Genomic DNA, 23,742 nt, shown 5'->3' with positions numbered 1-23,742 from the left:
CGGCGGGAAAACCCCAAATCAAGCGGATTTCATCAAAGATGGAATCCGTTTTTAATTTGTCTTGGTTTTATGGATCCGAGAAAATCCCAGATCGTCGACGGGGATATCATGAAAGCCTGCAAATTCCTGAAAAGTTATCAGTTGATGCTTTGATTTTCCGTAATGCTCCCTCACTCGCTTCATACAATAATAAGCGTACGACCTACTCCTTCCGGTCAAAATCATGATATCCTGAGCATAGATGATTCTTCTTTCAGTAAGTATCATTAAAATGTTCAGAAAATTAACTCTATTGGCAAGGCAAAAATATTCATGCCATCGCCCACCTGTGCGCTCCCGGGACAACTAAAAAAGGCCTTGTTGAAACTAAATTAGAAATAACTTTTTAAAAAACAAATTTTAGTCAGATTTTTATTTCTATTTAATGAAATAAACAGCTCATAACCCCTAAAAAAGCTTAATAATCAAAACTTACTTTGGGTATTTTGTAATAGAGAAATAAGCCAGCCAGATTTATCTCTAATTGGGATTTAACGAAACCAAGTTTATTTTTTTGGATTTACTCAATTCTGCCAGTAGCCCATTTTATTGAGTTTCACCTAGACTTCGCTCGGCGCACGTTAATTTTGTTTTTTTTAGGGAGGAGGAGTCATGCGCCGGATTTCCCCCTCCTCCAATTAATAACCCCAAATCCGGCGGCAGAGCGAAGTCGAGGCCATTTTGATCGATCAGCAAGATTGCGGATAATCAGACTTATCTCATACGGTTAGTAAATGGATACAAGTTCTCATTTCTACAAGACCCATAAAAGGTAGACGCGGGTTAAATCCATGATAATGATCATTTCCCACCTATTAAAAGTGCCATTTTTCGTCACTACTCCTACCAATTTTAGCTTTTCGTCACAGAATCCCGAAAAATCCGAAAAAGGATGAGAATATGGGAACAAATTATCGGCCATGAAAAAACCTGTGATCTATGCTCCACGATTGGTGCTCATAATGATTTGGACCTATACGGGTCTGGATAAACTGCTCCGATGGGATGCAAGCAGAAAGGCATTTCTCAACCAAACATTTCCAGCGGAGCTGGCGGAGGTGCTGGCCTATGCAGTGCCTATAGTTGAGTTGCTGATCGCCCTGCTCCTGCTCTTTTCGGTAACACGATGGTGGGGATACTTAGGAAGTATTCTACTTCTCACAGTATTTGCCACTTATGTGGGATTGATCTGGGTAGGAGCCTTTCCAAGGGTGCCGTGTAACTGTGCGGGGATATTGGAGAATTTGGGTTGGGCGGAGCATTTCGTGTTGAATATGATTTGTATTGGGATAGCGGTGGTGGGACTTCGATTGAAAGATTTGAAGGACTTGTCCGCCGTGGCGGATTGAAAAATTGGAAGATTAGTGGAGTTGTTGGATGTGGGGTGACAGAAGACGGGAGACGGAAGACGGAAGAAAAGTCTGGTGTCCGATGATTGATGACGGGTGTCGGGTGTCCGGTGTATGGGATTGGTTAAATGTTAAAAGTTCAAGGTTAAGCTGGACATTGAGGTAAGAATTTAGATTAAACAATCGCCAAAATCCTGCAAAAATGAAGCAATGCCGTAGGCATGGCAGATGTTGTAGCACCGGGTTTCAACCCGGTGTAAAAAAAAATCAAAGGCCATTTCCCTCGGACACGAGGTGCCATGAAAAAACGAAAGTTTTTCCCGAGGAGGTAACCAGAGTTAGTGAAAAATCGGATTGAAAATCCTACGAGAGGAGATCGGGATTACAAATCCCGATCAGCCGAAGTCTGAAGGCAGTCAGGAGACTGCATTATCCACCGCACAAGTCAGGAAGACTTGCGCGAAATCAGCGTAATAGTGGTCTGTGAGACACAGACCACGGACACAGACCACGGAGCGAGATCAGCATAAATAAAAAAAGGGCGGCTGCTGAGACCGCCCCACAGTCCAAGGTTCGCAATAGGACTGCAAAAAATACTTCGATAAGCTTAGTAGCCGTTCGTGAGACACGAACGGCGGCTGAGATTAAGAATAAACCTTCGAGGAGATCCCTCTCTTGTCTATAACAAATCGGGATGACAGCTCGAAGATTGACCATAAATTAAGAGACTCATTTCTCTTGATAGCCTGGGGTAAGAGACTGGCTAACCCAATGAGCCTCCCAAGGGAGATGCCGAAAACCCTTTTTTAGAGTAGGCAAACAACCACAAACGGTTTCACCTGTTTTTGATCTGTTAAAAAACAGGACATATTATGAATAAAGTAAAGGGCTATTTGCCCCTAATCGCTTTTGTATTTGCTGCCTTTGCAGCTTTTGCATTTACACCGTTAGATGATGTTCCTGAATATGCCCAAGATCCGGTAGAATCAGACATATGGTATGATCTGACAGAAGAGGACCCAGGTCCGGGCACTTATAATTGTGACCAAACTTCTGCTATCTGTACCAGGGAGCTTCCATCCCCGACTGCCGATATGGTGAGTTCAGGGGTATTCACTAAAAACGGTGAATTGACAATAGTTCCATAGTTTTAATCCGGGAAACCCTTCAGATTCTGAAGGGTCTCCCTTTTCCATTTCATGATCAGAATCCTATTATCTTGGATTTTGAGTTAGAGGATTAAAGGACATCTCCTTTGGAGGTATAGGCAAAACATACCGTGGATCGTTGGGAGATAAAGTACTGTTCTCCTCATTGAGATTACGTCTTAAGGTAACCGCCATTTCCGGATCCTTATTGTATCTTTTTAAATCTAACCAACGAAGACCCCGAAAGACCAATTCTTTTCGCCTTTCTTCGGCAATTCTTTTAAGTAGCGAAATGCCTTCAAGGCCAGCAACTGGCTTATAAAAAGCGGAGTCCAACCGATGGAAAATCAGCCGGTTTAATGCCATTAAGGCATCTTCGGTATCCCCTGTCCTAGCTGCTGATTCAGCGTAGTTTAGTACTACCTCATCCACAGCCAGCCCACCAAAAAAGAAATAATCGCCTGAGTAGTTTCCCCTGAAGTTCACCAAACTATCCACCTGGCTTGGCTTAAAGAAATAGTGTAGTCTGAAATCCGAACTATCATATAGATTGACTAATTCAGGATTCACAAACGTAGAGGCATCATAAGAAAATCTCTCCCCAGGCATACTGTTGTAAAAAATGATTTCTTCATTGAATACCTCAAATGAATAGGTCAGGGTAGAATTTAGCAATTGGTAATCCATCAATGAATCATCAATAGCCAAAGCTTCTAAGGCATGCATTTTGCTTTTTTCATAATCCTGGATATAGAGGTATATCCTACTCAGCATTGCATGTATTGCCCATTTGGAAGGACGGGTCAGCACGTTTGCCTTTTCAGGTAAAACACTTAACCCAAACTCAAAATCAGAAAGAATCGATGCGTAACCCTCTTGTTGGGAGGAGCGCTTGATTTTTTGGTTCACATCAGAAGTGAGCCGTATAGGAATTCCCAAATTGCCTGGATTGGCAGGATCATATGTTTCGGCAAAATGGGCCATAACTTCAAAATGCCCCATGCCCCTGTAAAACCTTGCGGATGCGGTAAGGTAATTTTTTCTCTCTGCCTCGGCATTACTTTCGGGATCATAATCATTTAAACCGTCCAAAACCACATTCGCCTGAAACACCTTATTGTAGGCTGTGTACCAATTGAATTCATCCTCATCAGGAAGATAAAAATCCTCTCTCCATAAGTAAATTGATGCCTGACTGTAATACAGTTGACCCAGTATGGAAGGGCCGAAAACAATATCATCAGAAGCCAACAAACCTGCCGTTGGAGCTGTGTTCATATTTCTGGGTAAGGCATCCAAAATCGCCTGATAATCATTCAGGGATTGAGGAACCACCAAACTTTTTGCTGGCTTTTCATCAAAAAAACCATCGCAGGCGGGCAAAAAAGCCAAGCCTATCAGGAGTAAAATTATCGTATGTTTTTTCATTTTCGGTGAGTTTAAAACTAAAGGGTGGTAGATATGATCTTCCGGAAAAGTCTCCTAAACCCGAGAGGATTCTATCTTCTGAATAATGAAGGAGGAGAAGTAACCTTTTACCCTTTGTAGATTGGTTAAAATGCTATTCTTAATCCTAAAGCGAGCGTCTTAAGTGCTTGATTAAAACGGTAATCCGGATCCAGATCCCTTTTAGTGGATTTCCAGATGATCCCCAGATTATTTGCGTAGGCGTACAGCTCCATAGTACTGATCCTTTTGATGCTGCCATCAAAGGTGTAAGAGAGGCGCACATCCTGCAACCGGATATTATCACCCTTTTCTACCAAGGCAGAACTTCTCAGGTAAAACAGATTACGTGGAGCATCTATCTTTTGGGGATCTGATGGGATTTGGGTCTGATCCCCGGGATTCTGCCAGCGCATTTCATAATCTGCATGATCCTGCTGTCCAAAATTCACATTGTTATAATTAACCGAGAGATCTCTGAAATAATAGCCAAGCCTATAGGATATATTGAACGAAAGACTCCATCCATTATAATCAAAGGTGTTTCTCAAAGCTCCGAAACTGGTAGGTCTGGAACTTCCATGATAAATCAATTGGTCCTCCGGAATCTGCAACAGACTTTGGTAATCTTCGCTTGGGGTTCCTTCCAGAAAGCCCATGGGGGCACCGGTGTCCTGATTCAATCCTGCCCAGGGGTAAGAATAGACATAATACAGGGGTCTGTCCTTTACCGGTACCTCGGCTCCAGGCTGTGAACTCATAATCTGGGATGAAGTAGGTTCATTCTGAAAGTCTGTCACCCGCTCATCCACATAGCTGTAATAAAATGAGCCGGTCCAGGCAAAGTCTCCAAATGTATGTCGGGAATTCAAACTAAGATCTACCCCTTTTGTAGCAGTGGAAGCATAATTCAGCGTCGCTGAGTAAAAGCCAGTGGAAGGAAACAGCGCCTGTTCTCCGAGTAAATCCAGCCCTTGCTTGCTGTAATATTCCAGGGTGCCAAACCACTTCCCCTTAACAAATTCATAGTCTAACCCAAGATTTACAATTTTGATCCTTTCCCACCTGAGTTCAGGATTGGGAGCAGTCAAATTACCCAGAAAAGGTTCTCCCACCAGCCTGTTGGAGCCTGCACTGAAATACCTGCCTGTGGTAAATGCTGTGGCTCTGCTGTTGGTATTCCCATTGTATCCATAAGTGGCTCTGAATTTCAGAAAAGATATCCAGGAGGCCCCTATGAAATCCTCTTCTGATATAATCCATCCTATCCCGGCAGACCAAAGCGGTACCGTTTTTTGGTTTGTATTCACCCCAAAAAGGTTGGACTTGTCCACTCTGGCACTTCCGGTGAACAGGTATTTTTCCCTGTAGCTGTAGCCTAAATTCATAAAACCTGAAGCGAAATGATTCACTGTACCTGAATAACTTTCCCTAAAGGGTATGCTGGACTGGAAGCCTGTAGCAAACTGCCTGTAACGTATGCCGTAGCTAACCGGCTGACTTAGCCCGATCAGGTCATCGTACCCATATGATCTGTACGTGCTGCCCTTACCCTGTTGGTCTTTGACCTCCATTCCAGCCAGCATATTCAGCTGATGGTATTCACCAAACCTGCCATCATAGGTAAGCTGTCCCCTGAATGTATGACTATGCGCAGCACTTTGACCCTGATCCAAAATACCCCCTGCCGGAATGTTCTGAATCAGTACTCCTGAATCATCATATGCTGAGAAATTGTTTATCAACTCGCGGGTAGTATAGGATTCTACAGGCTGAAGGAAGGAGTTTCCAGCTATATTAGACCAGTATTGGTAGAAGCCATTCAGGTTTAGACCCGGCATCAACTGATAGTCCAATCTGGCATTTAAACGTAAGTCAGTGCCTTTTGCCCGCTCAGGGCTAAGGCCGATTTCATCCAAAGGCACATAGTCCCAATTCAGAAGGCCTGTATTTCTGACAGACTCTTTAAAGCGCTCACTGTAGGTTCTGGATACTACCAGCGGGCTTCCCGATTCATCGGCCAGCCTGTCATAGGCATAGAAATTATTGATGTCGGGCAGTGCTGATTCAGACTGGCTAATCGTATAATATGTGGCAGCACCTAGTTTTAGTTTCTTGTCAAGCAGACTCCAGGTTTGATTGGAAGAAAGGGTAAAACGGGAGTTGTAATCAGTAACCCTGCTGCCCTTGTTGGAATCCCATCCTGTGGAGAATGCATAGGTATAGTTTTCCGAGCCTCCTCTGATGCCCAAAGAATACTGCTGATTCAGTGAAGGGCGGTAAAAGTATTGTTCCAAGTCCGATCTGACATCCTGCATACTATACTCATCCAGAAGGTTTTGTAATTCTCCGGATGAGATCAATCCTGCCCTGTATTGGTTAAGTGACTCCACTGCCGGACTGAGTCTAGGCTTCTGGCTTGAGTTGATCTGCCCGTCGTAATAACCAGTCCCGAACAGACGCTGTTCTTTATCAATTAAAGAGGCAACTGACATTTTGGGGAGATAAAAGGCATCCTGTTTTTCGCCCCAGTTCGCATTGACATTCAAGGAAACCTGAAGCGCCGATCCCTCCTTCCCCTTTTTGGTGGTGATGACAATTACCCCGTTCCCGGCTCTGGCTCCCCATATAGAGGCAGCAGCGGCATCTTTGAGCACGGTCATGCTTTCCACATCATTTGGGTTGATACTTGACAGAGGGCCATCATAGGCCAGGTTATCAATCACGATCAGTGGCTGACTGTCAGATCTGATTGTGCTGGTTCCCCTGATGTTAATACTGGGTTCAGCATCCGCACCTGATATATCCCGGGTCACGAGAAGTCCTGGCGTCACATCTTCCAGACGGTCCAAAATATCGGTACTGACACGGCGTTTGACCAATTTCTCATTCAACTTTGAAAATGAACCTGTCGTCCGCTCGGGGGAAAGCTCCTGAAAACCTGTGGACACGACTTCAAACGCCTGTAGGCTGAGCATATCTTCTTCCAGGATAACTTCCAGCGTGCCATCTGACTCCTCATCAAGCAAAACTTCCTTACTGAGGTAACCTATATAGGAAAAACTCAGGATGCCAGCTTCTGCAGGCAATTCCAGAGTGAATTCACCGTCCAGATTACTTATCGTACCGAGGGAGCTTCCCTTCAAAATTACATTTACTCCAGGCAGGGGAATTCCCTGCTTCTCATCTTTGACAATGCCGCTGATTGTGCGGGTTTGCTGGGCTATGGCTGCACCAGCCAATAAAATCCCAAGCCAGATTAATAGTAGTTTTTTCATCTGTTTATAATTTTTTCTGATTATCCGCAATGATGCCAGTAACCATATTTTCCATGGTTTATTGGCTTGAAGACCGATGACGGATGACCGAAGTAGCCTCAATGCTAGGGTTGACCAAATCCTATAATGCTTTAGTCTCTTTACTGGCAGAAAAGCGGATATACATATAATTTTTTTTAAAAGGTCAGATGGAATCTCGCATGGTTTATAATCATCCCAGTGTGTGACGTATTCGTCATGCTCGATTTCATTTGCTGATTGATTTAGGTAAAGTGTCTGGGGTGTTTCTATGCTGGATCTCCGAGTAGAGTTCAGTAAATTCCTGCTCAAATGCCTGGTAACTCTCCCGTGTAAGGCCGAAAGAGCGGATGGTTCCATCTGCATCCAAAAAGAATGTGCGGGGAAAACTTGCTATCTCGTAGTAGGCTCTCCACTTTTCTTTCTCTTCAGCGGAAAGCCTGAGGTTGGTAATCTCCGGATGGGAATACGCTTCCAGCTGATTGTGCCAGAGCGTTGTGTCCTCATCCACAGAAACGGCAACAAGCTCTACTCCCAGTGACTTAGCCTTACTTTCATAGAGTGGATAAAGCAAGTCCTGAAAATAATGTGCGCTGTGTATGCAGGTAGAAAAGTAGAAGTAAAGCAGTACTGGCTGGCCGCTGAGTTCATCTGTACTGACCGTATCCCCGTTCAGCTTTTCAAAGGTCAGGGAAATGAGTTTTTCCCCCGGTACTGTGGCTGATTTCAGGCTTGCTATTTTATCGGTCCAGACATTCCTGGAAACTTCCGGCAGGTAATCCCTGATCAGCTTGGCAGGATCGGGGTAACGGCTGAGATTCTGCGTCAGAAAAGCCGCGCCCACCCTATCCAGCAATTCTGAGTCGTGTTGCTCCTGTGCTATCTGTAGAAAGGGTTTGTGTTCGGTAAGTGAGATCAGAGTCAGTCTATCCATTTCCTGATTGAGCCAGTTGGCTGAGACCAGCTTTGCAGATACTGAGAAGTCCTTAAGCGCGATATCCTTCATCAGCTGATTGATCCTCCCATAGATCACAGGCAATTCTTCTGTATCATACAGGCTGGGCAATCTGGAATAATAAGAAAGGTAAAGTCTGTGAAGCAGGTCATGGTAATATCCTGCATATAGCTCCAGTGTCAGAAGTTCTGACTGGGATGGGGTAAGACTCCTCTCCATCCCCAGCAGCAATTCCAGCTCTTCGTCGATGGCATCTCCCCTAAATTCAATTTCTTCAAGCAAGTCATTAAATGAAGAGACATCCAACTTCTCAAATTCCAGTCTTGATCCGAATAGCTTGTTGTTTGCTTCCCATTGGGCTCTATAATCCTTCTGAGACAGCAGCTTCTCAGCAGAACCTAATACAACCTTACTTGGAGAGTTGAATTGCTTTGTTTTTTGGAGTCTATGAAGCTGGTATTGCACTTCAAAGAAGGCCTGACTGGGGCCTCCGAATACCAGCTGCATATCCATCAAATCGATGTCAATTTTCAGGCTGTCATGAGGAAAAACAAGGTAGTTATCCAGCAGTTCTTTTTCCCCTACCTTGAGGCTGATATAGGCAGGCCGCAAGAGATCGGGTATTTCGAGGGCAAACTTTTGCACCCTGGGATCCAGCACACCATCCCAGAAAGTTCCCCGATTCAGATCAGGCGTAAAATGGGATTTTTTGAATCTGGAGCTCCTGCTGAGATAGTAAGGTGTAACTGAAATCTTCAGGGGACTCAGTGAATCCGGATTAATAATCTCCCCATAGATCACTACAGGAGCTTGCTCCCCCACTGAGGCAGAAGAGCTTTCGCTCTCCTGCCCTGGATTTCCGAGGCTATAAACCAAATTCTGCCCCGGAGGTGAATCAGCAACTTGTGCAGTGAGAGTGCTTGTGGGAAGACATAGCAGTCCCACTAAGCAGATGAGTATGTTTTTTTTCATGTGCTTTTTGTTTTAAGCTGGAAGACCGGAGACCGAAGACGGAAGTGCGGTGAAGAGGGACCGAAGACAGGAGACGGAAGACCGAAGTGTGCACCTTCACTGCGCCTGTCCGCCGAAGGAGGAAGGCGAGGTACGAGCCGCGGCAGTCTCAGTCGAAGTGATCAGTCGTCAATGTTACCGTCATTGCTATCCCGAGAATCGGGAGAAGCAATCTCAGTCGCATTTCCGAGTCATTTCGACGAGGGACGAGGAGAAATCTCTTCTTCAAGCAAATCCATCATTTTAATAGTAAATGTCGAATGATGAATTCTGAATACTGAAGTGAGCACTCCCCTACTTGCTACTTGATACCTGCTACTTGATACTTCCCACAAGACATAGTAATTCCACCTCGGTCTATCCGACCAACCACTTGTGGTGAGCCCGTCGAACCAGCATTAATTAATAATAAGATGTAATGTGTCAGCGCTACCGGCTATTCTAAGCTTGCTGACGTGAGTGTGTAGTAACCGATCTGCTCAGGGATGTGCATCTCCCCTTTCACGGTCTTAATAATGAATCCTTAGATCGGATTCTTGGGCTTTCTTCTGAATAGCAATTCAAAAGAGCTTACTGAAGTAATTAAATCTATTACTTGAAGATGCTCCAAGCATTCGCCATAGCACCCGAAACGGATACCTCTAGAACTTGACATATCGAGGGCGGGACTCCAGCCTGTACTGAGGCCTGAGATGCCGGTTGAGACTAAAGGAGTCCCAACCCTCAATTTCATCAAATGATCAAATACTTGAAAACCTTTCATTGTCTCTAACGCTGTTGTTCTCAGGCATCAGTAAAGAGACGTATTCACTTATTCCAAACATAATAATAGTTTTTATTAATGTCAAATTTGACATTAATTTTATTTCACTTCAAGGCAACATTGCCATAGTGAAGGATAATTATAAAGAATACAGAATAGCATTCGGGGAAAATCTAAGGAAACTTAGAAAGGCAAGAAACCTAGATCCTATAGATTTAGCGGCACTAATAGGAGGTGTTGATCCCAAACAAATTTACCGAATTGAAAATGCTGAGAATATACCCTCTCATGAAATGATAATTGCAATAGCAGTGAAGCTAGGTTATACTCCTGCCCAATTACATGACTTCAAATTTCCTTTAAAGTTAAACACCGAATTTCGAAAAGTTGACCACGTATCTAGTAAGAGTAATTTAACATATTTACGTCGCCTAATGGATGAATCCGACTTTTTAAAAGATAATCGTACTGTTTCAGAAATCGTATCAAAATGTAGTGAACTATTCAAGATTGACTTAAAAAGCACCTCAGTGTCTATAGCTTTGAAATCTTTAGTTATTAAAAACGAACTTGTCCGCACACCTTCTTCAAAGAGAAAAAACCGATACCTATACAGAATCAAAAATTAATCCTTTCAATTACTTAAACTCTTTATTCGATCCTGACAAAGGATAGAAACTATATTCCTCATTGTTTGTATCCTAGTCGAAAGTTGAATTATTTCCTCTGGACTAATCTCAAATGTAGCATGGTATCTTGCCTCTACGTACCCACGCTTTAAAAGGGAGAATAACTTAGTTTCTTCAGGATTTTTTTCATGTGGCCGAAATAAAAAATAGAGCTGTTCAGAATATTCTTTTGCTCTTTCTCTAAGTAACTTAAGGTTATGAACCTTAGGCTTATAACCAGAAAACACAAGTAATATTGCTGAGTAGTAATTTTCTGCCGCTTGATGAAGCATAAATGTTGCAATACTGATGTTAGAGTTTTTTATTGCATTTTTTGCTGCAGATTCAAACTCCTTAGCATTTTTCATACTCTTTTCGAAATACTTACTAGCAACACTCTGTTCTCCATTTAAAGATGCTTTATACGGTTTAAAAGAGGTGTTTTTATCGTCAAAAAGCACCACCCCTTCTCTGAGTACCTCTTCAAAAAAATAGTTGCCATTCTCCAGTTCATAGTTAATGTAATCTATACTTCGAACGTCAGGAGCCAAAAACGTTGGTAATTTCCACCCATTAACAATCTTATCTTCAAGAATGTATTCCTTTTCCTCCAAGGATGGTACTACCACTAAGACATCATAGTCACTGACATACTCATACTCAAGCCCATCAAAACTTTTCTTATCCTGAACCCAAGTCCCTTTTGCATAACTTCCATACAAAATAATCTTACTAACATTGTCGATCTTTTTTAGAATCAGCTCTTTAGCCATATCTAACTGAACTAGCTTTTCTTTGGGTAGGAATGACAGTTTATTCACATAATCCATATCCTAAAAGTAATAAAAATGGTAGCTAGACCAATATTGATTCGAGTTTTCTTATTAAATTGATAGTGCAACCTGTTTTACTGCCATGAGGAAATTTCTTCTAGCCCTAATCATCTTATTCTCTGCATCCACACTACTCTTCGCCCAAGAACGATATGGACCATATAAGATTCACAAATTTGTAGATGGAGATACTTTTTGGGTGAAGTGATTAATCAAATAAAACTAGACTGATTTGAATCTAAAGGCCCAACTTCTGGAATTGATTAAGGCTGAAGAGCTTGATTTGTTATCTAGCCACAAAACACTAAGTCTTCCTGTCATTGAGCGAATTTATAAAAAAATGAGGCTTAATCTAAGATTTGGTAGTATCCAAGTAGATAAGGATATAATCCTCAATGGACACCATAGATATCTTGCTTCCAGGCTGGCTAATTTCCCAGTAGATCAAGTACCCGGGATTAAGACAGCCGCGAAGGAACTTATTGAATGGCAAAACGTTGAATTAGTTGAAGATGATTGGGATACCGAAGCTAAAATCAGGTATTTGAATAAAGAAGACGCAAGGTATAATGACATGAGTTTGGAAGAACTACTTGCTAAGCTCGATACTATAAATTAGATTTACAAAATGTTGATTTTCTTAGACATAGATGGCGTAATGGTTTCAGGTGCGATCTGGAAAGTTCCGGAAACTCTGGAAGACGGATTTCCTATGTTCTTAGAAAATGCAGTAAAGAGCTTAAATTCATTACTTACTGAGGATACTAAGATCATCTTGAGCACAAGTCACAGGGATCGATTTACCTTAACCGAGTGGAAACAATTATTCCGACGAAGAGGGATAGAGATTAATAAGCTTGACAAATTCCCCTCCTCTCATGGGCTTAAAAAACGAAAGGATGAAATTCTGGAATGGTTTGCAACCCATTCGAGGCCTGAAAACTTTGTAATCATCGATGATGATAAGACCCTATATGGCCTGCCGAAGGATTTAAAAAAACATCTTGTCGTTACAAGTCCTCTAGTAGGCTTAACTAGAGAAAATCTCCAGGAAGTTGAGGGCTTGGAATTGGAAATGGCTTAAGGTTATTGTCCTGTTCCAAAAAGATCTGACTTTGACAAATTCCAAATAGTTGATTTTGAAAATCATTGCATAGTCAAGTGCGAATAAGCCCTTCCAGGAGAAAAATCTGGAAGGTTTTTTTTACACCTTCCCCAGCGGTTGATTTCGGAGTTTACACTTATGGGATCAATACTCCACAAAAGTTGATGCGAGGAGGAATGTTCAGTTAACCATGTCACCCGCCTTTAAACATATGTCTGTTAGCGGTTCGGCTTTTAACATAATTTTATCGTTTCTGTCGCTTTGGTGTTTTTACAGAAGGTGGTCCAGCATTTGAAGGGGCAGGACTTTTTGAAAAAAGTCATATACAGGTATGTGTTCGAAACCAGAATTGTATCAAAGGATTTTTTATTCCGAGGGCGGAAGTTGACTTCCCTAAGATCGAAAAGGACGAATATTGATTCACCACTATAGAGTTTATGGAAATTTTCTTGGGCTAAAAGCTAAAAAAGGAGTAACGTTGGCGGTTGGCAGTCTGAAGACTGCATTATCCTAGGCCTAAGTCAGGGGACTTAGACCAGATGGTGACTTGGACCAGATATCCAAATGGTCTATGACACTTACCACGATGGAGTCTGAAGACTCAGACCAGACCAGATCTCTGGTTCCAATATTTGCCAAAGCGCTGTAGGCGCGGAATTATTGTAGCCTAGGGTGGAGACCTGAGGAACGAAGTAGGTCAAAAAAGACAAAAAGCCATTGCCTTCCCGATATCGCTAATCTCACCGGGACATGCCTGACCTTGAGTATCGTCTGGAAATGAAGATGTGTACAGGAGGATGGAAACGGGAAATTTTTAATAGTGAGTTTGCCGTTGGCGGTTGGGTGACACGGATTAAAAATCCTACGGTTTGTTAATCGACATTGCAAATGTCGCGTAGCTGAAATAAGGGTTGGCAGAATGACAAATCCCCCTAGCCCCCTTTGATCAGGGCAATGTTTTTCAAAAGAAATGTAAAGGTAAAGGGGGATTTTGGGAAGTGAAGCATCTAAAGCTAGGGTCAATTTGAAATTAGTTGGGAATGGAGATTGGAGAATATGGGTTAGGTGTTAGCGGGTGTTGGGTGTAAAATTGAAAAATTTCGGAGTTGTAAATGAGCAGTCTGAAGACTGCATTACCCTAGATCTAAGCCTGCCTGGCTGCAGACAGGTCAGGAGACTTAGACCAGATTGTGCAAATTGTGACCAGATGGTTCTTAAACCAAAAAAACGAAAGGCTAGCCTAAGATTTAGACTAGCCTTTCGTTTTCTACTATTTTATAAGTTTACTTTTAGCTGATTAGTATAAAGCAAACTATTAAGAAATAAATCTCTTACCACTAACCTGCAGGAATTAGCTCCTAATTCAGATTGATCTCGGAGCTTTGGAAGGACTTGTTTTTCAGCTTCACTTTCTTACTCTGTGTTTTCTTTAATTCCCTTATTTCTAATACTCTAGGCTGAACAGCCACTTTCTTTTTTACATATTTTACGGTAATTGCATCCAGTCTCATACCCAGGATAATGGCCACTCCTACTATCAGCGGCAGCACGATATTATCCGAGAAGTCCTTGAATACAAATACCAAGACAATAATTGAAATCTGTAGGGATGCTAGAATTAACGTCACCTTATCGTGGGTGAATCCCATTCTCATCAGAAAGTGATGCACATGGGACTTGTCCGGAGTCATCGGGCCTTTCCCTTGGGAAATACGTCTAGTGAATACCCGGCCCATATCGTAAAGAGGAAACATCAATAGGGCAACTCCTGCCGAAAAGGAAGGCTCAAATTTCCAGACATTTCCAATGGGCAAAGCTTGATTCACTTCCATAAACGCCATCACCAAAGCCCCCATGGTAAAGCCCAAAGTAAGGGAACCCGTGTCTCCCATAAAGATCTTGGCGGGATGCCAGTTGTACACCAAAAAAGCAAGGATAGCACCCAAGAAGGTAAAGCTGATCAAAGCATAGCTCTCAAGTCCCTGATATAGAAACCATACCCCAAGACAAGAAAACACAATAGCCGCCATAGTACTGGCAAGACCATCTAAGCCATCTATAAGGTTAAAAGCATTGGTGAGGGCCAATAAGGTGAAGGCAGAGAATGCATAGCTAACATACAGATTGAGCTCTCCTAGCCCCAGAAAACCATGAAAATCCTTGATCCGAATATCAGATGCTCCAATCACCAATACCACGGCAATCAGCTGCCCCAGAATTTTGTGTGTGGCCTTCATCTCCACCAGATCATCCCGCAATCCGACAAAAAACATCAAGCAGATCGCTCCTAGCAGGTAGCGTATATCAGGAAGGGGATACTGCCAGCCCCAGATAGCGAGTGCTACCGTGACAGCAGCTACGAAACTTATTCCTCCCATAGAAGGGATAAAGGATTTGTGGATTTTCCTACCTCCAGGGGTATCTCCCAATTTCATCTTCCGAAGAAACTTGATCAAGATAGGAGTCACTAAAAAGCCTACCGTAAAGGCAGTAAGTGCAGCGAGTATGAAAAACATAAGTTGGTAGTTTAAATTATTTCAAATTTATAAAAAATTTAAAGCAAATGACTTGCCGTTCATGAATTTATAAAATTATGATGTATTTATTGCATTAAAAACAAGTAGGCTTTCAATTTAAAATCAAAATTCTTGTATATAAATGGGAAAAATAGGTTGATAAAATTAACTAATATGATTATTCTCAATTATGCCAGTAGCCTTAAAATCTTTGCTAATCTGGTCGGAAGACCGATGACCGAAGACCGAAGCGGCCTCATTTGTTAAATTTAATCTATCTTACATAGCGTTTGCCTCTTTAATGCTAGAAAAGCGGATATACATATTAACTAATTTAAAAAAGCATCAAATAAGCCCATGTGGGATTTCTCCTCATTTCAGGGAGTTTTACACCAATATTCAACTTGCAGAGGCACAAATAAACCAAGGGTTCAGCAGGTTTTCCTTATTATACTCAAGAGCCGATTTCTCTGGCCACTTCTTTACTTCTCCCCCAGATGCCAAAACAACACCATGAGCAGCTGCAGTATCCCATTCCATCGTTGGTGCAAATCTTGGGTAAACTTGCGCTCTACCTTCTGCGACTAGCATGAGTTTTAAAGATGAGCCCATTGAAATGACCTCCGTATTGGGATACTGATCTATAAAGTCCTGGGTTTCTTTACTTAGGTGAGATCGACTTGCTACTATGATTTTTACTTCAGAAACTCTTGATTGTTCAAGCTTAAAAGCAGCTTTATCAGATTCTTGTTTCCAAGCCCCATCTTCATCATTTCCCCAATACAACCATTTTAATACTGGAGCATAGACTACTCCAAGGATTGGTTTCCCTTGGTGAATCAAAGCGATGTTAACTGTAAATTCACCGTTCTTCTTGATAAATTCTTTGGTTCCATCCAAAGGATCCACCATCCAGAAATAATCCCAATTTTTACGCTCTTCATAAGAAATATCTTTTCCTTCCTCAGAAAGAATAGGCAAACCGGTTTTCTCTAGACAATCTACAATAACATGGTGTGCGGCTTGATCAGCTTTGGTCAAAGGTGAATTATCTCCTTTCATTTCTACTCCAAAATCAGCTGAATTGTAAATTTCAAGGATAGCTTTTCCAGCTATTAAAGAGGCTTCTTTAGCTATAGAGGTAAGTTCTTTTATATTAATTTTATTCAAAATCTTGCTATTAAATCCCCCTATCCCCCTTTTAAAGGGGGAATTGTTGAGAGGTAAATTCGTGTTTTATTAATTGAATTAAAAGTCTTGATTTTAGAATCTAAAATCTTGATTCTCATATAATCATCCCAGCACCAACTGTCTCATTGGTATTTGGATCAATCAAAATAACTGAACCAGTCATTCTATTCTTTCTGTAAGGATCGATAAACACAGGTTGAGCCGTTCTGATAGAAACTCTGGCAATATCATTCATCCCTATTTCAGAGATATCCTCTATTCTATGGAGTGTATTCACATCTACTTTGTATTGAATATCTTTGATCATAGCCTGGCATTCCTTAGTTGTATGCTTCAGAATCAATTTGGTGCGGGTTTGAAGGGACTTCTGATTCATCCAGCAAACCATTACTTCAAGATCCTGCTCTACAGCCGGTTGATTATTTGGTCTAACAATCATATCTCCTCTGGAAATATCAATCTCATCCTCCAAAGTCATGGTCACTGACATAGGTGCATAGGCTTCCGAAATTGGCTCACCATTCAACTCTATAGACTTGATTTTACTTGAAAATCCTGATGGCAAAACCTTAACCTCATCCCCTGGCTTAAAAATCCCGCCATCGATTCTACCGGCATAACCTCTAAAATCCTGAAATCCTAAGGTATGGGGACGGATTACCATCTGAACCGGGAATCTACAGTCTATGTGATTAAAATCAGATGCGATATGCACATGCTCCAAATGATATAACAGAGTCGATCCCTCATACCATGCCATGTTAGTAGATCTATCAACCACATTATCACCTTTCAAAGCTGAAATAGGCACAAACTGAACGTCTTTGATATCCAGTTTTGAGGAAAAAGCTTCGTAATCTGCTACGATTTTATTGTAAACTTCCTCAGAATAATCCACCAAATCCATTTTATTAACACATACCACCACATGAGGTATTTTTAAAAGGGATGCTATAAAGGAATGTCTATACGTCTGTTCCAGCAACCCCTTTCTTGCATCTACCAATATAATGGCCAGGTTTGCTGTAGAAGCCCCTGTAACCATGTTTCTGGTGTACTGCGTATGACCAGGAGTATCCGCGATAATAAACTTTCTTTTAGGAGTGGCAAAGTATCTGTAGGCCACATCAATAGTGATTCCCTGCTCCCGTTCTGACTTCAATCCATCGGTTAATAGAGATAAATCCACATAGTCAAAACCTTTCTTTTCCGAGGAAGTTTTTACTGCCTCAATTTGATCTTCAAATATGGATTTTGAGTCGTATAGTAGTCTGCCTATCAGTGTACTTTTTCCGTCATCTACGGAACCGGCAGTAGTGAATCTTAGTAATTGATTATTTTCTTGTATGGACATTTTATGTAAAATCTTTTGTTTGAACGTCACTGCGAGGCGAGGTACGAGCCGCGGCAGTCTTTTATTAATTGCTGAAATTTATTAGGGAGTCATTTCGACGAGGAACGAGGAGAAATCTATCTCTTATAAATACTCCTAGAGATTTCTCCCTTTGGTCGAAATGACTACAAATGCATTTCCAAAATTGCTTCTCCCGATACTCAGGATCAAATCGATGGTATATTTTTTATTGAGATTGCTTCGGAGCTTTTAAAGTTTCCTTTTATGAAAAATCATTGTGGATAGCTCCTCGCAATGACGGTATGAATTCAGTTGGATTTACTTGGTACTTTGTACATTGTACTTGGTACAATTGGTTAAAAATACCCCGCCTTTTTTCTATCCTCCATCGCAGTTTCTCCCCGCTTATCATCAGCTCGGGTGCCACGCTCGGTAGTTCTGGTGGTAGCTACTTCCTCAATAATCAACTCCAAGGTATCCGCATCTGAAAGAACTGCTCCTGTTATAGGCATATCGCCACAGGTTCTATAGCGAACGATCAACTTTTGGATCTCTTCACCCTCTTTTAATGGAAGGTATTCTGATTTAGCTAATATCACCTCATCTCTCACTATGCACTCTCTTTCATGAGAAAAGTACAAAGATGGCAACGCAATATTCTCTTCTTTGATATATTGCCAAACATCCATTTCAGTCCAATTGGAAATAGGAAATACTCTGAAATGTTCTCCATGATGCTTTCTTCCATTAAAGAGGTTCCATAGTTCCGGTCTTTGGTTTTTAGGATCCCATTGCCCAAACTCATCTCTATGGGAGAAAAAGCGTTCCTTGGCTCTGGCTTTCTCCTCATCTCTCCTGGCACCACCCATGGCGGCATCAATCTTCAGGTCTTCTAGTGTATCCAATAAGGTAACCGTTTGAAGTGCATTTCTACTGGCATTTACTCCGGTTTCCTCTCTTACTCTACCTTTATCTATGCTTTCTTGAACGGATCCTACTACCAATTGCACTCCCAATTCTTTCACTAGCGCATCACGAAACTCCAGCGTTTCCGGAAAATTATGACCGGTATCAATGTGGATTAATGGAAATGGAATTTTCGCAGGATAAAATGCCTTTTTAGCTAAATGCGCTAACAAAATACTGTCTTTTCCTCCTGAAAATAGAAGTGCTGGTTTTTCAAACTGTGATACAACTTCACGTATGATGAAAATTGCCTCTGCTTCCAGCTCTTTAAGATGTGATAAATAATATTGTCCCATTGTGATATTTTCTGGGTTGAGTTTAATGGCAAATGTTTGCCGAAATTGTTTTAATTATTTTTTGAACAGAATCTCTTAATTCCTCCTGATCAGAATGAACATGCACTGCCGGATCTAATGGCTTTTCATAAGGAGAGTCTATCCCTGTAAAGTTCTTGATGATTCCTTTTCTGGCCTTAGCATAAAGCCCTTTCACATCTCTTTGCTCACAAACCTCAATAGGGCAGTCCACAAAAATTTCCAGAAAATTATCCTCACCTACTAGATTGGCGATCATCTCACGTTCTTCTCTAAATGGAGAGATAAAGGCAGAAACCACCAAAAGTCCTGCATCCATCATCAACTTAGCTACTTCGGCAATCCTTCTAATGTTTTCAATTCTATCAGAATCTGAAAAACCCAAATCCTTATTTAACCCCGTCCGGATATTGTCCCCATCTAGTAGATAGGTCATATATCCATCCTCAAATAGTTGTGCTTCCACTGCATTGGCCAAGGTCGATTTTCCCGAACCGGATAAACCCGTAAACCAAATCAGCTTAGGTTTTTGCTTTAAACGCTCTTTTCTCTGCTGTCCTGAAATCTTGAATACAGTAGGATGTATGTGGTTTTCCATTTTAGAAATAATATAAATATATAAAGCTAATCACTACACTGGAGTAGATTAAAGTTAAGGGTAACCCAATTTTGGTATAATCTGAAAATTTATAATTCCCCGGACCTAATACCATCAGATTGGTTTGATAACCTATAGGGGTCATAAAATCTGCTGAAGCTGCAAAGGCTATGGCAATAAAGAAAGGGGTCAGACTTTCTCCAAAACCCAAACCCATTTCGTAGGCTACCGGAAACATGATAGATACTGCTGCTGCATTGGTAATCAATGCTGTCAGACCTAAAGTCAGAATAAATAAAATAACTATAGCACCTATGGGGTTTAAGTCTTCAAACATACTAGAGATCTGCTGAACCAAAAATGAAGCCGATCCAGATTTTTGAATCGCCACTCCCACTGCCAAAGCGGAAACTAAAATGATTAATAGATCCACATCAATAGCCGATTTGATCTGGTTCAAGTTAATCACCTTAGCTAGAGTCATGACCAAAATGCCTATAAAGGCAGCCAGAAATAAATCTATCAACCCAAAAATACCAATGAGTAAAACTCCGATTGAAATTATACTAGGTAGCGTCTTTTTAAAAGACAATTCTTTTTGAACTTCCCCTGATTTGGTGAGAACAATCAAATCCCGGCTGGAGATCACCTTGGAAAAATCTTTGGAGCATAAAAGCAATAATAAATCACCCTCCTTTAGTTTTATCTCTCCTAAGTTCTCCTTTACTTTATCTCCTTTTCTATAGACCGAAATCACAGAAGCCTTATACCTATCCCTAAAACCCAATTCCTTTAATGAGATGCCAACCAAAGCACTTCCAGATGGAATAACTGCTTCAGTCATTGCGGAGAAGCCATTACTAACTAATTGTGAAGTATCTGGAAGTTCCAATCCATTGTTGTCATTGATCAACTCCAAAATAGATTGGGTATTTCCTGCAAAAAACAGTACATCTTCCGAGTGTATAATTCTATCTGAAGACACTGCCGTAATACTTCTTTCTCCTCTTTTAATCTCTACTAGGAATAAATCCTTGAGATGTCTTAAGCCAGCTTCTTCTATGGTTTTGCCGATCAAAGTTGAGCTTGGATTCACCTTGGTTTCTACCAGGTATTCATTCAGGTGCTCCAATAAGCTATCCTTTCTGGTGGTGGTGTTAGGGAGCAACTTTTCAGAGAAAAAAGCTAAATAGATTAATCCCAAAACAGTCACTAAGCCACCCAAAAACAAGAAGTCCGAATAGCCTAGAGAAGGAAGTCCTGATTGTACTATCAAGCCATTTAAAACAAGATTAGTGGAAGTCCCCACTATAGTAATCATTCCCCCCAGGATGGTAGCAAATGAGAGTGGAATCAAAAATTTGGAAGCTGAATACCCGTTGCTTTCAGACCAGTTCTTGACGTAAGGGATCATAAAAGCCACCACAGGTGTATTATTAAGCATACTGGACAAGCCTGAAACTGTTAGCATCATTCTTAATCTAAACTGAAAAGGGGAAAGACTTTTCTTAAACAGGGCATAGAAAAATCCCTTTCCTAGATTCTGCTGAATGCCAGAGGTCAAAATGATCAATAAAAAAATTAGGATGATCTGCTTATTCGCCAAACCTTGAAGAAAATCCTCAATTGAGATAACTTTCAAAATCACAAAAGCAAAAACTACTAGTACAAATGCCAGAGAAGGCTTTGGCCAGTTTTTGTAAAGGCTAAGGACTAATCCTGTTACAAGGACACTTGTAATTAAAATATCAATAGTCAAATTCGAATGATTTACCTACTTGTCTAAATTCTTATTCCAAAGATAAATCAGACTAACCTGAGCCATCATTGAAGTTAGGTTTTTCCCTTTGGGAAAATCAGGGGTACTAGATGGGTCCAACTGCCATTGGTAATTTCTGGCGTGTATCACTTGAAGTTTGGAGCTTATTAATAGATTATTGACTTGTTTGTCATAAAGGAATCCTAAAGAAAGATCGACCCAAGGTTTTCTTTCTGTATCTTGAAATTGAACTTTATAATAATAATCTACGGTGTTATCAAGTCTTTCAAAGAAAACACCTGTCTTATTAAATCCATCAATTTTACTGAATTCCAAAGTTTGGATATTTGACCCTGTACCAATTCCAACTCCTGTCGGTTGGCCAAAGTGTGTAATTCCCCCGATAGAACCATTGGTATGCCAAGAGGTACCACCTCCCAAGCCTATATATCTGATATATCTATTTACGGACTCTTGCTGATGTGTAATCTCCCCACGAATTAAGAGTTTAGATTCAAGCCCCTTTAAATTAAACATTTGGTTAAACCCAATAATATATCCTCTTGCGTGCTCCGGACTTAATATAAACTCCCTCCAATTCAGAGCATGATCTCTTCTTCCAAATTCAAAATAAATTTCCGAACCAGAAGAAGAATTCAAATATCGACCAAAGATCGTAATTTGCTGGCTTTTGCCTTTATCTGATTCACCTATTAAATCTGAACCAAAGGCACTTTTAGTTACGGGCAAAAAAACTGGTAATACATCCTGAAAACTAGAAGAAACAGAATCAGTAAATGTTTGAACTGTTCTTGTGCCACCAATATATAAACCTTTAACCCATTTTGGATTATAAGACACTACCAAACCATTAACATATCGATCTTTCTCTCTTCTGGGTTTATAGTAAAGCATATTTAAAGAATCAGACTGAGTAGGGGAAAGTCTAGTAGTATTTAAAATTCCAGACATAATTTGTACTTCAAAATTACCTAAAAAAGTCTTGGCTGGTTTTCTTGTACCAATGGTAAGCATTGGAAAACCTGGAGTATTATTTGAAAATGTCAAAGAATTAAATTGACCGGGTCCCCACCAAATATTTTGATTAGCAATTGCTAATTCGAAAGATTTGAAACCATAAGAAATTCTAGATTGACCCAAACTTACTCGATAATAATTTCCAGAACCAAATCGCTCAGGGTTATCACCTAAATTCCAATAGCGAAACCTAGAAAAATCTAATAAAGATTCATCAAAGCCTAAAAAACCGTCAAATTTAGAATTTTGAGATAACACAAAATCAGGATATAAGGTAATTCCAAGCTCTTTAAACTGATAGTGAATACCTCCTGAAAGATAAAACTGTGCTCCTGGTGTAGGTATCATTCCATAATCTCCAAAGCCATATGGCCTTTTGGTATTTACTCGAAATGTACTTAAAGCAGGAAGTATTGTGAGATAGTTAGATTTTTTTGCAATTGATGGGGAATCAAAGCCTAAAAATTCAGATCCTTGGTGATTTAATATGGGACGAATCAAAAAGGATGTGGAATCAGAATCGGTAATCAATTGATTAAGTCTGGCCCGCTCCTCCAAAACAGGAAATCCTGCTGGAATAACCTGTGCGGGAGCGATTTGGTATAAGCAAAAAAGAAATACTATAAGGAATCCTCTCAAAATAAACCAGGTATTAATTCTAATAATTTTCTGAAATATCGGGAATACAGCCAAAAATAATTCGTTTTTAAGCCATTTTCTTTGCAAGCCCGCAAATCCTCTTGATTGATAATCACATTGCTTTTCCAAGACTTAGTACTTAGACCTCCTGTCCGCATTTTCAAAAGATCAATAGGAAGATAGTAATAGCTGAGCTTATGTTTGTAAAGAAATCTCACCAACAGCTCAAAGTCTGCTGCAATTTTGTAGTCAATTTTATAATATCCAAATTTTTCAAAATTGCGTCGATAGGTGAAAAATGTTGGGTGTGCAGGAATTACCCCTACTTTAAAAGAGCTCAATTCAAACTTCTTTGAGGAATAATAGCGAACAGTTCTTTTTAAGTTATCTGGCCTTACAAATCGAATATCTGCATAAATACACTGTGATCCAAAGATCTGAAATGCATTCACCACCTGGGAAATAGCATCTGTACGGTGGTAAAAATCATCTGAATTTATAATACCTACTATATCACCAGTAGCCATTTGAATACCTTTATTCATTGCATCATATAGACCATTGTCTGGTTCAGAAATCCAGCGTGAAACTACCCCATTAAATGAGCGAATGATATCCTGAGTACCATCTTTAGAATTACCGTCAATAACTATATATTCTAAATCAGAGTAATCTTGAGCAGCAACACTTTCCATAGTACTCTTAATAGTATTAACAGAATTAAAACAAACAGTAACTAAAGATACTTTCAAGG

At 40.7% G+C, this 23,742-nt stretch carries 17 protein-coding genes; 5 read left to right on the top strand and 12 right to left on the bottom strand.

Going from position 1 to position 23,742, the window contains the following annotated elements; translation table 11 throughout:
* Positions 1-959 precede the first annotated feature (959 nt).
* Positions 960-1,388: a MauE/DoxX family redox-associated membrane protein gene (locus tag BM386_RS02295; RefSeq protein WP_091691440.1), complete on the top strand. Its 429-nt coding sequence runs from the start codon at positions 960-962 to the stop codon at positions 1,386-1,388.
* 872 nt (positions 1,389-2,260) lie between these two features.
* Positions 2,261-2,536, top strand: coding sequence for a DUF6520 family protein (locus BM386_RS02290; RefSeq protein ID WP_091691439.1), 276 nt, complete (start codon positions 2,261-2,263; stop codon positions 2,534-2,536).
* Positions 2,537-2,602: 66 nt separating this feature from the next.
* Here BM386_RS02290 and BM386_RS02285 read toward each other — a convergent pair whose 3' ends face one another.
* From BM386_RS02285 to BM386_RS02275, 3 genes are all read right to left on the bottom strand, one after another.
* Positions 2,603-3,964 (bottom strand): RagB/SusD family nutrient uptake outer membrane protein, encoded by a 1,362-nt coding sequence (locus tag BM386_RS02285; RefSeq protein WP_091691438.1) that lies wholly within the window; start codon positions 3,962-3,964, stop codon positions 2,603-2,605.
* A 125-nt stretch (positions 3,965-4,089) separates the two neighbouring features.
* Entirely contained in the window at positions 4,090-7,260 is a 3,171-nt protein-coding gene (locus BM386_RS02280) for a SusC/RagA family TonB-linked outer membrane protein (RefSeq protein ID WP_170857012.1), read from the bottom strand.
* Between the two features lie 247 nt (positions 7,261-7,507).
* Positions 7,508-9,205, bottom strand: coding sequence for a TlpA family protein disulfide reductase (locus BM386_RS02275; protein ID WP_091691925.1), 1,698 nt, complete (start codon positions 9,203-9,205; stop codon positions 7,508-7,510).
* Between the two features lie 801 nt (positions 9,206-10,006).
* Between BM386_RS02275 and BM386_RS02270 the strand changes: the two genes are divergently transcribed.
* Positions 10,007-10,636, top strand: a complete 630-nt coding sequence (locus BM386_RS02270; protein ID WP_170857011.1) for a helix-turn-helix domain-containing protein — start codon at positions 10,007-10,009, stop codon at positions 10,634-10,636.
* Positions 10,637-10,641: 5 nt separating this feature from the next.
* Here BM386_RS02270 and BM386_RS02265 read toward each other — a convergent pair whose 3' ends face one another.
* Positions 10,642-11,448: a HEPN domain-containing protein gene (locus BM386_RS02265; RefSeq protein ID WP_170857010.1), complete on the bottom strand. Its 807-nt coding sequence runs from the start codon at positions 11,446-11,448 to the stop codon at positions 10,642-10,644.
* 400 nt (positions 11,449-11,848) lie between these two features.
* Between BM386_RS02265 and BM386_RS02260 the strand changes: the two genes are divergently transcribed.
* Positions 11,849-12,127: a hypothetical protein gene (locus BM386_RS02260; protein ID WP_211482875.1), complete on the top strand. Its 279-nt coding sequence runs from the start codon at positions 11,849-11,851 to the stop codon at positions 12,125-12,127.
* A 9-nt stretch (positions 12,128-12,136) separates the two neighbouring features.
* The gene (locus BM386_RS02255) at positions 12,137-12,592 is read left to right on the top strand and encodes an HAD domain-containing protein (RefSeq protein WP_091691433.1); all 456 of its coding nucleotides are present in this window, start codon (positions 12,137-12,139) and stop codon (positions 12,590-12,592) included.
* Positions 12,593-13,971: 1,379 nt separating this feature from the next.
* Here the strand turns inward: BM386_RS02255 and BM386_RS02250 are convergent.
* The 8 genes from BM386_RS02250 to BM386_RS02215 form a co-directional block, all read right to left on the bottom strand.
* Entirely contained in the window at positions 13,972-15,129 is a 1,158-nt protein-coding gene (locus BM386_RS02250) for a glycosyltransferase family 4 protein (RefSeq protein ID WP_091691432.1), read from the bottom strand.
* A 399-nt stretch (positions 15,130-15,528) separates the two neighbouring features.
* Positions 15,529-16,290, bottom strand: coding sequence for a 3'(2'),5'-bisphosphate nucleotidase CysQ (gene cysQ / locus BM386_RS02245; RefSeq protein ID WP_091691924.1), 762 nt, complete (start codon positions 16,288-16,290; stop codon positions 15,529-15,531).
* A 124-nt stretch (positions 16,291-16,414) separates the two neighbouring features.
* Positions 16,415-17,686, bottom strand: coding sequence for a sulfate adenylyltransferase subunit CysN (cysN, locus tag BM386_RS02240; RefSeq protein ID WP_280140996.1), 1,272 nt, complete (start codon positions 17,684-17,686; stop codon positions 16,415-16,417).
* Between the two features lie 344 nt (positions 17,687-18,030).
* Complete coding sequence (cysD, locus tag BM386_RS02235) at positions 18,031-18,936, bottom strand: sulfate adenylyltransferase subunit CysD (RefSeq protein ID WP_091691430.1); 906 nt, start codon at positions 18,934-18,936, stop codon at positions 18,031-18,033.
* Between the two features lie 22 nt (positions 18,937-18,958).
* Positions 18,959-19,552 carry an adenylyl-sulfate kinase gene (cysC, locus tag BM386_RS02230; RefSeq protein ID WP_091691429.1) on the bottom strand — a complete coding sequence of 198 codons (594 nt, stop codon included), beginning with the start codon at positions 19,550-19,552 and terminating at the stop codon, positions 18,959-18,961.
* A 1-nt stretch (position 19,553) separates the two neighbouring features.
* Complete coding sequence (locus BM386_RS02225; protein WP_170857009.1) at positions 19,554-21,311, bottom strand: SLC13 family permease; 1,758 nt, start codon at positions 21,309-21,311, stop codon at positions 19,554-19,556.
* A 15-nt stretch (positions 21,312-21,326) separates the two neighbouring features.
* Positions 21,327-22,988, bottom strand: coding sequence for a capsule assembly Wzi family protein (locus BM386_RS02220; RefSeq protein ID WP_244545461.1), 1,662 nt, complete (start codon positions 22,986-22,988; stop codon positions 21,327-21,329).
* Entirely contained in the window at positions 22,985-23,740 is a 756-nt protein-coding gene (locus BM386_RS02215; protein ID WP_091691428.1) for a glycosyltransferase family 2 protein, read from the bottom strand. The genes BM386_RS02220 and BM386_RS02215 overlap by 4 nt, the downstream gene beginning before the upstream one ends.
* Positions 23,741-23,742 lie beyond the last annotated feature (2 nt).

Origin of the sequence: Algoriphagus locisalis (assembly GCF_900116615.1) — a bacterium.
Classification (GTDB): domain Bacteria; phylum Bacteroidota; class Bacteroidia; order Cytophagales; family Cyclobacteriaceae; genus Algoriphagus; species Algoriphagus locisalis.
Note: the sequence above shows the minus strand (reverse complement) of the source record. Positions and strands in the feature narration are given on the sequence as shown.